9 protein-coding genes and 1 tRNA gene are annotated in these 14,022 nt (G+C 52.0%); 3 read left to right on the top strand and 7 right to left on the bottom strand.

Going from position 1 to position 14,022, the window contains the following annotated elements; genetic code table 11:
• Positions 1–506: 506 nt before the first annotated feature.
• Entirely contained in the window at positions 507–1,031 is a 525-nt protein-coding gene (locus AA309_RS05515) for a hypothetical protein (protein WP_052954490.1), read from the bottom strand.
• A gap of 265 nt (positions 1,032–1,296) precedes the next feature.
• Between AA309_RS05515 and AA309_RS05510 the strand changes: the two genes are divergently transcribed.
• The 3 genes from AA309_RS05510 to AA309_RS05495 all read left to right on the top strand — a co-directional run bounded on the left by AA309_RS05510 (position 1,297) and on the right by AA309_RS05495 (position 4,512).
• Positions 1,297–1,386: transfer RNA gene (locus AA309_RS05510), tRNA-Ser, on the top strand.
• A 107-nt stretch (positions 1,387–1,493) separates the two neighbouring features.
• Complete coding sequence (locus tag AA309_RS05505; RefSeq protein WP_047187983.1) at positions 1,494–2,489, top strand: tyrosine-type recombinase/integrase; 996 nt, start codon at positions 1,494–1,496, stop codon at positions 2,487–2,489.
• A 694-nt stretch (positions 2,490–3,183) separates the two neighbouring features.
• Complete coding sequence (locus AA309_RS05495) at positions 3,184–4,512, top strand: phage/plasmid primase, P4 family (protein WP_047188191.1); 1,329 nt, start codon at positions 3,184–3,186, stop codon at positions 4,510–4,512.
• Positions 4,513–4,669: 157 nt separating this feature from the next.
• Here the strand turns inward: AA309_RS05495 and AA309_RS34065 are convergent, their stop codons facing one another.
• From AA309_RS34065 to AA309_RS05465, 6 genes are all read right to left on the bottom strand, one after another.
• Entirely contained in the window at positions 4,670–6,466 is a 1,797-nt protein-coding gene (locus AA309_RS34065) for a COG3904 family protein (RefSeq protein ID WP_160310406.1), read from the bottom strand.
• Positions 6,450–8,048: a coiled-coil domain-containing protein gene (locus tag AA309_RS05485; protein ID WP_047187980.1), complete on the bottom strand. Its 1,599-nt coding sequence runs from the start codon at positions 8,046–8,048 to the stop codon at positions 6,450–6,452. The genes AA309_RS34065 and AA309_RS05485 overlap by 17 nt, the downstream gene beginning before the upstream one ends.
• 673 nt (positions 8,049–8,721) lie before the next feature.
• A complete protein-coding gene (locus tag AA309_RS31705; RefSeq protein ID WP_052954489.1) occupies positions 8,722–9,831 on the bottom strand; it encodes a restriction endonuclease in 1,110 nt (369 codons plus the stop codon).
• A gap of 587 nt (positions 9,832–10,418) precedes the next feature.
• Entirely contained in the window at positions 10,419–11,474 is a 1,056-nt protein-coding gene (locus AA309_RS05475) for a hypothetical protein (protein WP_047187979.1), read from the bottom strand.
• 60 nt (positions 11,475–11,534) lie between these two features.
• Positions 11,535–12,644 (bottom strand): hypothetical protein, encoded by a 1,110-nt coding sequence (locus AA309_RS05470; protein ID WP_047187978.1) that lies wholly within the window; start codon positions 12,642–12,644, stop codon positions 11,535–11,537.
• A 1-nt stretch (position 12,645) separates the two neighbouring features.
• A complete protein-coding gene (locus AA309_RS05465) occupies positions 12,646–13,923 on the bottom strand; it encodes a hypothetical protein (protein ID WP_047187977.1) in 1,278 nt (425 codons plus the stop codon).
• Positions 13,924–14,022 lie beyond the last annotated feature (99 nt).

Genomic DNA, 14,022 nt, shown 5'->3' with positions numbered 1-14,022 from the left:
GAAGCCCGTCTGGCGAGGGACCTCTCGGAAGCACTGATGATCTTGGTGGCTCAAGCTATCGGACGTTGTGAACTCCACTCTCTCGCAACACCTGAGAGATGAACCGATTCGGTGTTACGTGTGGAGTCGATCTATAAGAATCGATTAATCGTGATTGTGATTTCCACTGGGAATCCGAGTCGGAACGAGTCGATCACTCAGGCAGCGCAAGTCAAGCCCCAGTCGAGTCGCCATTTCCCCGACACGCAAGACTCAACCTAGATTCTGATATCGCCAAGGTCAGGCTCGAATAGACTCTGTACTTTCGGGCTCTGCTGCTGCGACATGCCTCAACAGCAACAGATTACCCTAAGATTTTGTTGCACACGTCGACAGCTCTATGGTCCAAGAGTCGTGCTCCGGGCACATGAGTTGAAGCACCCAGGTTGGGAGCCTTTTGACCCAGGATGCTGGGGACAATCCCGTATTCTAGCTCTTCTCCCACGCCTCTCGGAAGCGTCGTCCAGTCAGTTCGCAGGCTCTGCCTTCTTAGCCGAGCCGAACCAGCTCTTGATTTTGGCGAACATGGGGTGGTCCGCCACGGAGGTGGGGGTTGCTGCACTCTGCTGAACGACAGCCATGCGTGTCCTCACCTCCTCCGGCCCCAGCAGGTCAGCGTGCCGTCCGATCGTGAGGGCTCCCCTGAGGATCTCGAGTCGTCCCCGGAACGGAAGATGGTGCCTCAAGCGGGACGCGATGTAGACCTCCCGCTCCCGCTCAACCTCTGGCGTGTCAGCGCAGGCCAGGCGGGTCACAAAGGGCAGCAGGTGTTGGCGCTCCTCATCGGTCGCTTCATCGTTCAGCTGCATCGCGAGCGCGCAGATCGGGCGCGAGAAGCAATCCGGCATATCCTGCACGGAGCGGACGGGCCGGTACGGAAAGCCTGCCGCGACGACAGCCGCTTCGTTGATACAGGTTCCACCATCCTGACCGGGAAAGGTGTGCGAGCCCTGCTTCAGCGTCCAGTTCAGGATGTGGTCGAAAGTGTCCATGGCAGCCATCCTTGTGGCGCCCCCACCTTGGAATGGTGATCCTGTGCCACCCCAGCTGTCAATTGCCGGATACGACACGGCCTGCGGGTCTCATAGGTCGCGTCTGCTAACGCGCTGTGTAGCTCTGTCGGGCCACGTGTTCGGCGCTTCTGCCACGCCTCCGACCCATCAATGTCGTACAGGACGCGACCGCCAATCTTTATGGAATGCGGCCCATGATATCCACCCGGCCTCAACCAGCGGAGCCCACGGCCTTTCGCCCTCCGGAGAGGTGGCAGAGTGGTTGAATGCACCGCACTCGAAATGCGGCATACGGGCAACCGTATCGGGAGTTCGAATCTCCCCCTCTCCGCCATCTAACCCTTTGAAGTCTAAGGGTTATAGGCCAGAGCGCCTCATTCGCCGAAACAGCCCGAAAAATCGATCCGCCACACTCGTGCCACAGCGACAGACGGACGACATATGGCTGCCATTCGTAAACGCGGCTCGCGCTGGGAAGCGCAGGTACGCCGCAAAGGCTATCCCTCCCTTACGAAGTCATTCGACACTCACGCTGATGCAATTGCCTGGGCGCGTGACCAGGAGCGGGCTATTGATCGCGCTGAATTGCCCTCAAACCATCGGGAGCTAAAGAGCTACACAGTTTCAGACCTGCTTGAGCGTTACGAGAGGGAGATCACAGCATGCAAGCGCGGAGCTGACCGGGAAAGATCCAAGCTCCGGGTCATTCGGTCCCACCATATAAGCAAGGCGACGCTTGATAAGGTGTCTGGAGCGATGGTGGCTCAATATCGAGACACTCGCCTCAAAACAGTCACCAGCGGCACGGCTCGCCGGGAATTGGCAATCCTGCAGCATTGTTTCGAAGTGGCTCGAAAGGAATGGGGCTTAGCCATTCCAACAAATCCAGTGCGCCAGATTACCCTTCCCTCTCCTGGTAAAGCCCGTCAGCGCCGCCTCACTCCTGAAGACCTGAAAACATTCTGGCAGGCAGTTGATCGTGCCAGAGCGAATTGGGTGAAGCCAATGGTGATCCTCGCTATTGAGACCGGAATGCGGCGCGGTGAACTCCTGTCGATCAGGTGGGAGAATGTCGATCTCAACTCTCGCTTGATCCAGCTTACGCAAACCAAGAACGGGCATGAGCGGATTGTGCCGCTATCACCGGTTGCGATTCAAACGCTTTCATCGATATCCCGGCACGCTGATCACGTCTTTCCTGTGAAGCCTTATGCAGTGCGCCAGGGATGGGATCGACTTGTAAAGAGGGCTGGAGTGCAGGACCTCCGCTTTCACGATCTGAGGCACGAGGCCGTCAGCCGCTTATTTGAACTTGGCTTGAGCGTTCCGGAAGTAGCGATGGTTAGCGGTCACCGTGATCCGCGCATGCTGTTCCGGTACACTCATCCAAAGGCCGAGTTGATTGCTGCGAAGTTGCTCTCAGCCTATTCGAAGTAAGGACACCTGGAAACCACTCCACTGTTGCGGCGGCGGCTCAGACTAGCACCTCTCGCGATGAGCCACCGCGGTAACAGGCGAGATGCCTAGTTGCCAAACTGGCATTTAGACACGCACTCGCATTCTCGTAAGCGAGGCATGCAATGCACATCCGAATCGAGAAACATCGTTCGACAGCTACAAATATCGGCACTCCCAGTTTAGCATTCGCTGCAAACAGTTATACGCTCGTAGCTAAACGCAAGAAGTCGTAATAGAATTTTTCAATGCATTCTAATGTCTTACGCTATAAAAATTGAAAGTTTCTATTTACTCATAACAACGCCATTTTAGCTTCCTCTCCATTCCGAAGCATGGAGAGCAATTGATGACTTCTGAACACCTTTGGCTAGAACCACTTCCTGATGGCAACGTACTCATCCCGCGAAACCAAATGCCCCGGCACACCGGCTATGCGTCCCAGACTTGGGCGAAGTGGGCTTGTGAGGGTCGCGGCCTAAGACAGGTAAGGATTGGACGCAAAGTATACTATCGAGCGTCTGACGTCCGTGAGTGGCTAGAGAGCCAGAATTCACCCCAGACATAAAGAAACCGCCGCTAGGTGAGGCAGCGGTTAGGTAGTTGTTCCATGTATACTTATGCACATATTCTAATATACCGCAAGCCTCACCGTGACAAACAAGGACAAGTCACGATGAATACATTCTATAACACTGAAATCTCTGCTCCTCGTGGGCTATTTACAGAAGATATCGTTGCAACATACCTCGCGAAAATTTTGGCCAACCTCATCAGATCAGACCTAGAGAAGGGCTGGCATCACTGGACAGGCACGCACTGGCAGCTTGATGAAGCAGCGGTGACGGAACACGTTCGCTCAGCATGCCGCGAACTCGCAAAGGGCGGCTCTGAGGACACTCGCAAGCGTCTAGGCCGCATGTCTTTCATCAACAACGTGAAGCGTCTGCTCACAACTGACCCTCTGTTGCGAGCCAAGAGTTCACAGTGGGACAAAGACCCTTTGCTAATCGCATGCCCTGATGGAAGAACGATCGACCTTCGGTCGGGCCAGTGGCGCTTATCCAAGCCAGAGGACATGATCACAAAACTTGTGGCCGTAGCGCCGACCGAGGAGGAACATTGCCCCACATGGAAAAGGTTTGTCGGGCAGGTCAGCAAAGAGGATGCTGACTTTGCAGCATTCCTGAAGCGTTTGGCTGGCTACTGCCTGACTGGTCTTACAAATGAGCAGGCAATCACCTTCATCTATGGGCCAGGAGGGAACGGTAAGAGCGTCTTCATACGAACGCTACTTGGAATAATGGGTGACCACGCGAAAGCCGCCTCAATGAGTACATTCACTGCAAAGAAAAATGACGCTCATCCGGAGGACATTGCAAACCTTGTTGGCATTCGGCTTGTAACGGCATCGGAAACAGAGGAAGGGCAAGAGTGGGCGTCCGCACGCCTTAAGGAATTAAGCGGTGGAGACGCCATCAGCACACGCCACCTCTACGGGCACCGGTTCACCTACATCCCTATCTTCAAACTCGTATTTGCCGGAAATCACGCGCCGAACTTGAGGACGGTTGATCAGGCAATGCGGCGACGGCTCATTGTCTTGCCGTTCAACTATGTTCCACCCGCACTTGATCCCCACTTAGAGCAGACACTCCGCGATGAGTGGTCAGGCATTCTTCGTTGGATAATCAATGGGTGCCTTGAGTGGCAAAAGGAGCGACTTCAAGTGCCGACTTCTTTGAGAGCGGCGACTGATGACTATCTCTCCGTTCAGGATGCATTTGCCGAGTGGTTCGAAGAACGGTGTGAACTCGCCACGAATGATACCTACACCGGTTCAAGAGAGTTGTTCCGGAGTTGGCAGAGCTTCGCTGAGGGTAGGGGTGAGCGTGCAGGCACCTTCAGCAGTTTTGCTGAACGTATGCAGAGGCAGGTCGGGAAGGGGCCGGAGCAGATCAAGAGGCTTGGCAGGAAGGGCTACAGGGGGGTTCGCTTGAAATAGGAGTTCACTGTACGGGGAGGTTTCACCGGTTTCGGGAAACCTCCCTTCCTCTCTCACTAATAGCCTCTCTCTCATCAACAAGTCTGGTTTCGTGAAACCGCCGAAACCATCGTGCCCATGGAAGTTAAAGTTTCCCCAGACAAAGCCTGAGCGGACCTCAGGTGGCACATGCATTCCTGAAGGGATCTACCTCTGGCAGCTTCATCGAGTTCAGCATTTTCATAACTTCAGCCCGATAAATCTCGGCATGCTCCACCGGGAACCGTCCACCGACGTGAACTATCGAGCTTGGATCATCTCGACGGATCGAAACCAAATCGATGAAAGCTCTTTGATCAAAGCTCTGTCGCTGACCAACCCCACGTCCCTCAATCACATACGAGGTTCGGGCAGGACCAGTATTCACCGCTTGCGATCGCGTAACTTGATTACGCCGCGGCAGAAGCTGCTCATCAACATAGCGCTTTGCATCACCGCATCGCCGGTTGTTGCTAACCTGAACATAGATGACAACCTCTTCACGATGCTGAGTAGAACTCCACGCTGTGTCATAGCTCTGCAACCGCTCGTCATAAGTGTCATTCGCGTCGGGACGAATCGCGAGCAATTCACTTGAGTAGCTTAAGCTCCAACCAGCGCGACTGTGAGCCTCGACTCGCCCGTTAGCTGCGACTGTGGAAGTTGGAACTGGCTCGGTCGGGCTTGGTGGCAGAGTTTGAGGCTGCTCTGGGTTCGGCTGAACTCTCGGACCCGTAATCAGGCTCCACTTCTGCATATCGCTCCTTGTCAGATACCTCATATCGTCTGACGGGACCGCTGAAGCAGCATGAAACAATTCTACCGAGATGCCCATATCCGAAAGATAGCTAATCAACTCAGATGATTTCTGTTGTGCAATCTCGAGATCCTTGTCCGTAGCTTGATCTCCCCGAAACCTGTGAACTCCTACACGTGCGTCAGGCAATGCATCGCGGGAGACGCCACCAGCTAAGATAAGGACACATGCTGAGAGGCAACTCCCACTAGCCTTAACATCCTTAGCTTGGGCCCGAAGACGTCGCCCTGCTTTCATAGCCTCATCAAGTAACCCACCTATGCTATCGATTTCCAAAACATCAAAGTCGAACTGACTAATTGTCTGAGTGAAGTTCGCTTCTATTGGACCTCGAACCGTTAGAACGCGGTTAGACAAACTCGTTCGCAATGGAGGTTTAAAAGGGCTCTGAGTATTAGGCGCTGGCTCTAGTTCGCCGACAGAATATTCCTTATCAAGCCAAGCGCATTTCGATGCAAGCACAAGTGCCTCAGCAGCTGTCAGCCCTGCAGTCTCAAGAGTTTTTGGTGTCGCAGTAGGCGCGAGAGGCCGCTGATCAGGACCTGAACGCCTAGCTAGATCAACTTTAAGTGACACACCATCAACATCAGCTTGTGTATAGCACCAAGCCACTTCCCACGACTTATCATCCTCACTCTCAAAGTGGTGCCCAGCTGTGATCAACCAAGTTCGACCACCCAGCCTGAAGGACTGGTTGGAGAACTTTGTATAGTTCACCGTCTTCTGATCTGGAGGAAGCGTCGGCGATGGCAGCCCGTCCTCTGGTGCGCTCGGCGCAGTAGGAGGCTGCCCCTTCTCTGTTGTTTCAGTCTTCGGCTGAGGTCGCTGGAGGTCTGCCTTCGTTACTTGATTACTCGCCTCCGTGACTTGTTCGTGTCCGATTAGGCTAGGCTCTGCTGAAGGCAGGATTCCATCACGCTCCAGAGCGAGCTTGATGCCGAAACCTAAACCAACTGCGACGATCGCGACTGCGGCACCTGTAGCAATACGCCGTATGGCGACAGCCCTGTTCGTCCTTTCTAACGCATCAGCTTGAGCCTGCATCACGGGTATAGATGCGCGCTGAACAACATGCTCAACGGCCTGCTCAAGGAGTGAAGTATTATGCCGGATTTGCATTCGCCTCACCCTTGAACTTCACACGCACGAGGTCTGCAATCTCCGCAGGCAAGTCCTTTGACAGTGATTTTCGGACCGCGTCAGGGTCGTCGGTCAGCACAGGCACATACAGGATTTCTTTGATTACTTTCTCGACGGGCACTTCGATCCGCTTCTCAATCTCGCGATCAACGGGCACCTCGACGCGCAAAGGAACGCTTTTGGTTCGCCGGAAACGCCACTGAATCAGCCAGCGCCGCAGGTAACTTGAGAGACTGCGTGTGTGCCGCTGCTCGCGTATCTCCGCCGATCGTTGCAGGCCCAAGGCTACTATTGCAGTGAGCGGCCCAGCAAATGCAGCTAGCCCTGCTAGTGAGCCGAACCAAACAAGAGCAATGAACTCGGCTTCATCCACCTCTACCTGCTCAGGTTGCTTGCGATAGATCCTACCCGCAAAACGGCGGACTTGATCAACTCGGGCGACTGCAACTCGCTCTTTATCAATTTCTGCGAGTTCATTACGGAGCTTCGACGCCATCGAACGGAGTACTGCAGCCTCCTCAGCAGTTCGGCGTTGTTGGTTTTGCGCGTCTTCCAGTCTTGATAGCGTCAGATTCCGTCGCTCCTGCCATTGCTGTTCCAGAGCGATCCTTTCCTGTTCTACTGTGGCGCGGCGCTGTTCAAGAGACTGTCGGGCTTGCTTGTCGCTCTCACTTTCATTGGTTTCTAGCGCGAATTGCTGACTACGTAATGTACGCAATTCAGTCTCAAGGCGCTGCACGTCGGCTGAGTAACGCTCCGTAATTTCTGGAACAGGATTGCGCAGCCGGGCACGCTCCTCTTCATACCGTCGCACAGCGATCATATCCCCTGCGGCTCGGGCTTCTGCTATTCGGCGGTCATAGCTGTCCCTCTGGCGCTCAAATGCTCCGCCCCGCTGCTGCACCTCGTTGTCTCTTCGTTGGATAATTTGGTCCAACTCACCACCGCGAGTTCGAATTTGTCGCTCTAACGAAGCAAATTGAGGATTACGGAGGCGAATATCGTCGATCTGCGTCTGTATACGCTGAAGCTCTTCTTCTTTGCGTTTTAATTCAGATGCAGCGATTGCATTGAGTTGATCGAGCTCTTCTTGGACTTTCCCTACGTATTGAGTACCAGCATTATTGTTTATGGCTTGCTCAACATTCTGAAGCTCGACAGTCTTAGTTTCTTTTCGAACTCGAATGTCTTCGTACTTTATCTGTCTTTGTGCAGATGCCCTTTCGAGGCCGAAGAAGACCGTCTCGAATGTAATCAAGGCCATCAACGCCAGACAGATTGCTAGAACAGGTTTCCAAACCCACTTCACCGAGAATAGCAGCGTAGCGACTGGGATTTTGATTAGTTCTGCTAGAGCGACCATGAGAAATGGAGCGCTTGCAAGAGCAAGATCGAGTGTACTGATCGATACATCTGTACCGAGGCTAGCTGTGTAAGCTTGATAACCAAGCGCAAGGCCGGTTGCTAATCCAATGGATGCAGCTACTATCTCCAGAGCCCATGCGACTCTGTATGTCCATTGACCGTATACAGCGAGCTTCGAGTTGAATGCAGAAGCCATTGGATTTGAATAAGCCTACTTACGCGAGTCGATTGAAATTATGCCGCGATCGATAGCTCGAATGAACTGAAGGCAAATCTCGGCACAGAAAGCCTAACTTTATAGCGCGAGTTTGTCGCCTTCCTTGATTGCTTTAGGCCGAGTTTATTCGTCTTACCTCCTCTTATACTTAATGAACTATGCAACCAAATATCATTCGGACTGGCCTTCACGAATGCTTTGGTTTCACCGGTTTCGGAAATCTCCTTCCCGCCCTCCCGCGTAGAGGCCCCTGCTTCACCGACAAACTAAGCTTCTCGAAACCGGTGAAACAGGTGCGTGGCTCAGAGCAACGCAGCGGAGACGGGACCGTTAGCATTGCCCACCCGGCACATCGTCAACCGGTCGACAGCTGAAGCGCCTCGGAGGAGACAGCTATGGCACTAAGCCGGTGTGCTTTGGTCAGATCAGGTCAAAGGCAACACGTCTGCATGCGCCCTCGTGTTGAGCATTCAGGAGTAGTACTCATCTATCGAAGTTCTGATTTCAGAGCAGGTTTCGCCATGATGACATCGCGACGTTTCTGCGAGGCCTCCGGGGCACCAAACCTAGATCAGGAAGCAGAACTTCGTCACTTGAGCACCTGACCTGCGGAGCCTCAGGAGGTTTAAGATCCGTAGTTTGCAACAATTCTTTAGGGCAGTACGCTGCCAATCTCATCGTGGTGTAAAAGAAGGACACTAGCAGCTGATGCCAATTCTTTTGCGGCCACGGTGAATGGCGCATTTGATACTACCGCAGCTAAATCGGCGTATTCGTATTCCCGAGCTGCAATGATTTCTTGGACTGCAGCATTCCCAACGGAGCCGGAATAGAGCTTGCATTGCACGACTAAGCGCTTTTGATTTGCTTCGCAGATGATATCAGCGCCCTGGTCTCCTGACGTTTTTGTCAGGCGTGTAGCCCAGCCGATTGCAGTAAACCGTTCAGCACAAAATCGTTCATAATCTATGGGAGACATCCCTGGGTCGAACGGGACCTGTTCAGAGCTGGAATCTTCGTCAGAGACCCAAATTAGGACCAGACCAAAAACTATATCGACCGCAACGGAAGTAGGGATGTCGTGGAGACGCTTCTCTGCAAACCGCTTCAATTCATCTTTGAATCGGGTCGCTTCAAGTGTTTCATACTCATCAATATACGTGAGTTGCCTATATTTCCTAATTAGAACGTCACGGAATCGTTCTGCCTCTTCATAAATCCTTTTGAGTGTCTGATAGGCTTGAAACCTCTCTGAGATAAGCGCTTCAAAATATGCTGGGAACAACTCGTCCTCTATAAGTCTCCTCAAAACAGCAAGTGGATGAGGGTTTCTAATTTTGCCGTCGCGAAACACATGGGCATATGGTTCAGGCGCTTTTATAGAAAACGAAGTGTTGCCTCCACGGGTGTAGCAAATTAATTGGTCGTCTAGTTTTACGTCGTTAAGTTCCACATTAAATGATAATATACGCCCGTGTGGATGAGTGACTTCACCGTCTTTTTTAACAACGACATTATACGTTCTGATCGGGAATTCTAAAATCCCATCTTCAAGCAATTGAGCAGTTGCAGATTTTTCTAGATTACCAGAACACTCAATCTCGGACAGATTTCTTATACCTTCGGAAGTTAGATGAGGCCGCACAACGACGTCACCGGCGGCTAAGCGCTCCACACGTGCTTTGGCAATCTGCTTGAGACGCTCTTGGCGCTGCTCGGGCGTTTCCGTATATTCCTGCTCTGGAGCTTCCAAGGAGTTCATACGTTAGAGCCTTCAAAGAACTTGGACTGGTCGCCCAAGTTTATGCTCCTACTCCTGAAATCCCCTGCACCATTTAGATGTAGCAAGGGTTGCCGATGAGGTAGCCCCCGGAAGCCCCATAATGCTCAAGTTACAAAATCCCCATTGGACTGATAGGGCGGAGGATACGCACGATCAGCGATTGCACTAGCGCGCAGGGCATCCGCTGAAGCCGGAATTTTGCTAGAGGGGTATAACCGTTGGACCAAGTGGTTACAACTGCGGTTATGGTCCAATCCCATGCACAGCCTAACGTTCAATTTACCGGTAACTTAATAACCCGATTAAAGAAGAGAATGAAGAAAGCAGAAGAGAGGGAAAGAGAACATAGAAGATCCCCTCTGCGGTTACGGGCTACGCAGTTATCTATCTCGAACCTACTTGAGAATTGATGCCCCCCAACGTGCAGAAGCGTGTAGCGGACGCGATACGCTGTGGTTGCTAAGAACGCAAAAGCAAACCCTTAACTCTGCCGTTCTAATCGGCACGCCGCCGTGTACATAGGGCTACTCAACTGTCACGCAAAGAGAGCAGAAAGGCCGATGGCATCAGCGCACTATTCCAAATGAATCATACAGAAAGTCGAGTGTTGCTTGGTCGCGCAGCCGACAAACAATGTTCTGGTTAGCAAAGGCTCCTGGAAAGGTTTTAGCCTGCTCAAATGAGTAGGTTCGCTCCCATTTTATGGGGACTAAATATTCAGCAAGGTCAGGATCATCTGCATCGTGCTTAAGGTTGGGCTGCAGCAAGGGCAAGTCGAATAAAGGCTTTCCATCAACTGTATAGTCGCGTGCTCGGATGACTGAACCGGAAATGATTCCGTACCCTACATAGCCCTGCCTCTTTTGATAGACGAAGATCGCGTCTCCGACGTTCAGTAATTCCAGCTTAGACGAATACAATCTCCCATTGCCCGCAGCCAGAAAGCCATAGCGCCTCATATCTTCCCATGATCGGTGCGGTCCTTCGCCTACATTGCCGTACCATATGCCCGACCATGGGGCTTTCGTTCTGGTCTCAGTCCGCTCAATTACTGACTGTTGATCGAGGAGCCAATCAGCAGAGACATACACGCGATCTTGATCACTAAAAACATTGAAGAACGCAGTATTGATTGCCACCCCATGCACTTCGGACAGGTACTCAACAATGCGCTGGGATGACGGGTCAAGTGAGCTGGCTACTATGAGCAATCCGTGAGTGGTGTTCAACGGATCGGGCAGTGCAGTATCGAACGTCGATCGGAAGCGCTGCGCAAACGTCTCAGATATATTTTTACTGCGAAAATACTCTTCAGCGAGACGATGTACATCCGGTGTAGTGAGCTTTGTTACCCAGCTCGCGTAATCTAGGACCTGCGCAATCACTTCACGCGGAGTACGATCGCGCTTTAACTCAATCACGCGGAGAGAACCGTCGCTTGCAACTCCGAGAAGATCGATGCGACCGAACCCTGTCTCAACTTGGCGACCGATAATCATGAGGTCAGGATCGAGCATGGTTGGATCGCGTTCGATCCATTCTTCAAGCTGTCTCTCTGTGTCAAGCTTTGATTTAGTGACCGGAATTAAGCGGCCACTATCGACACGCCAAAGGGAAGTCATTTATTAGATCCGTAATTCGGCTGCAAAGAGGTATGACTTCTACACTCTCATCATCGCATTCTATGTAGATGGCGCGGCAGCTAAGTACATCGAACCGAGTTCTGCCTCTACCGCCTTTGCTAGATCTCTTGGCAAGTTCGCAGCCCCCACGAAATATGACGAAAGTGCCATTATGTACTGTACCGTTCGCGCGTTTCGCCGAACCGTTTCGCCAATCCTAGCGTCGAGTTGCGCTACCGGTCCGCTTGCTGACCTTATTGAGAGTTCGCGGCATACGTGCGCACATTGAAAAACGCTTTGTGGAGCTGCAATAACTAAGCCAGCAAAATCGACTAGCTTTGCCCAGTTCGCGAGCTCGAACGGTACCTTTGCTTTCTCATCTCTTGGCATAAGCTCAGACATTTGGCGCCGGAGCTCATACGCTTCCTGCCCTCCCCAAATGTAATGCCTGAATAGCGTCTCAAATTCGTTTCTGACCATAGTCGGCAGGTAGACGCGGCGAAGATCACGCGCCATGGTGGCCCAAAGCACAAACGCTGATCCTAAGAGATCATAGAACATGCAAAGATGATCAGGCTTATTTGGGTCGATATAGCCCCTGACCTCCTTGAGCTCCGCGATGAGACGTCTAAAAACGTTCCAGGGTTTGTCTGTCAGTGGGACTACGCTACGAACCTGACCGAATAATACCTCGCTCCATCTGTATTTGGCGTACGCCTCAAACGATTTGTTCCACCTGTCGATTGATGATTGGTAATGATTATCTTTGTTAAACTCTATATCGAATGACTCACCTAAAGCTATGAACGACTTTTCCTCATGCAGATCTACATTAATAGCTAAGGCAGACAGTCGGTGGTTGGTTACCGCCGCACTTCTGAGAATGGAAATGCAATAATCGCAGCCAGTATACGCCATCAGCCCCCTGGCCCAGAGGGCACGATTGACGGCGCTCTCCTTTCTGGTTTTGCAATCGAAAATGGTCCTGAATAACTGACCATCATTCTGATACTCGACACCTAGAACGTCGATATCTGTTAGTACCTCGACTGACTCGCTAATGTCTGAGACACTTGATACCACTACCTCTAGGAAGGGCAACGTTCCCTTCGCTAGGCAGTAACGTATGGCAAGCTCTTTCTGGTGGCGATCGTTGTCGAATTTGCCCACGTTATGCCTCTAGCTTTAGGAGCAGTTGCTCAAATTCGTGTACAGCTTGCTCACTCTTGAGAGCACGAGGCTTTTTCCTCATCTCAGAGGCCGAAATCAGCGACTGGACGTAACTCTCATCCTTCGTAAGGGCAATGCGCGCCTCTCGGTCGACCTCCAGATTTGCTATCTGTCCAGTGCGGAGAAGCTCAATTGCAAGTGTGATCGCAGCATTGTTCTCATCCGTCCTATGGAGATGAAGCTGCCAGCGCCCAGGCGAAATCTCACTTAGGTATGCAACTCTCATAATGACGAGGTTTTGGTACTGCTCCTTCGCCTCAGAGTTTGCGCCCAAGTAACCACGGCTTCGGAGCGCCTCGAGAATAGCGAGCGGAGACCGAATGCGATATGCGTCTGCGAGAAGCTGCCCCTTTCTGACTGCAGAGATCAGGGCCATTGCTCGTTCGTAGATCTCACGATTGGCTCCGTTCAAACGGACATTTCCAGGTTTCGGAGTGAAGACAAAAGCCTCAGATTTCGAACCGAACTGAATTTTTGGGGGCTTCATTACTCCCTCCTCTGAGAGCTTTTGGATGAGCTCAAGTTCAGCAGGAGGAACCTTCGTGCCTCCAATCTCTCCTGTCTTTTCGATAATCGAAAGGGGCCACCCCTGGTTGTTAGATATCTTTTTAAGGGCATTTTGAATTGCAGTCGCACCTGCAGACGCTGCAAGATCTGCCAAACTGTCAAGATTGTCCGCAAAGTAGAAAGGACTGATCAAAATTGGACGCCCACGTGCCAAGTGCGACGAGACGATTCCACTTTCGTTGCCCAGGACGACGCATCGATTAAAAAGTTCTTTGTCGACACCTAGGCTGTTCCGCAAGCTGTCCTGATTTGCAGGTGCTTTCGAAAGCGCATCAAGTATAAGAATAATCGCCTGCTCATGTTCATTAAATGAGCATTCTGAAGCTATATACTCGCCGATAGATGCGTATACATCGTCGAACGCTGGAATGTTCGGAATAACTGTTTCGATTCTCTTCCCGCTTGTAATCAATGTTACGAGCTCAAGATCTGCTAAGATCTCTAATACACTTTTCAAGGCGACAGATGGGATCGCCATAAAATATTCAGAAACCTTACGCAAAACTTCGTAGTCAATCGGCGGCATACCTTTAATGTGAACTGAAAGCACAGCGCACATCCCGATCGTCTGGATCTCGTCAAACTCGGGCACCTGAACCGCCGACAGACCTGTGTGCAGATCGAATGCAAACTCAGCTTTCTGACGCGACATTATCAGCCCTTAGCCTAGGAAAAGATCGAAGGCCGCACAGTATGGCGACGCTTTTCGATTCCGCAACTAGCCGTCGAGGCGGTTCCCAGAAGTCTTTGC

This window comes from Microvirga vignae, from assembly GCF_001017175.1.
GTDB lineage: Bacteria > Pseudomonadota > Alphaproteobacteria > Rhizobiales > Beijerinckiaceae > Microvirga > Microvirga vignae.
Note: the sequence above shows the minus strand (reverse complement) of the source record. Positions and strands in the feature narration are given on the sequence as shown.

What these genes read in the sequence shown, in the direction of transcription:
- AA309_RS05515 (WP_052954490.1), bottom strand. Translation starts at nt 1,031, where the DNA reads ATGGACACTTTCGACCACATCCTGAACTGGACGCTGAAGCAGGGCTCG.
- AA309_RS05505 (WP_047187983.1), top strand. Translation starts at nt 1,494, where the DNA reads ATGGCTGCCATTCGTAAACGCGGCTCGCGCTGGGAAGCGCAGGTACGC.
- AA309_RS05495 (WP_047188191.1), top strand. Translation starts at nt 3,184, where the DNA reads ATGAATACATTCTATAACACTGAAATCTCTGCTCCTCGTGGGCTATTT.
- AA309_RS34065 (WP_160310406.1), bottom strand. Translation starts at nt 6,466, where the DNA reads ATGCAAATCCGGCATAATACTTCACTCCTTGAGCAGGCCGTTGAGCAT.
- AA309_RS05485 (WP_047187980.1), bottom strand. Translation starts at nt 8,048, where the DNA reads ATGGCTTCTGCATTCAACTCGAAGCTCGCTGTATACGGTCAATGGACA.
- AA309_RS31705 (WP_052954489.1), bottom strand. Translation starts at nt 9,831, where the DNA reads ATGAACTCCTTGGAAGCTCCAGAGCAGGAATATACGGAAACGCCCGAG.
- AA309_RS05475 (WP_047187979.1), bottom strand. Translation starts at nt 11,474, where the DNA reads ATGACTTCCCTTTGGCGTGTCGATAGTGGCCGCTTAATTCCGGTCACT.
- AA309_RS05465 (WP_047187977.1), bottom strand. Translation starts at nt 13,923, where the DNA reads ATGTCGCGTCAGAAAGCTGAGTTTGCATTCGATCTGCACACAGGTCTG.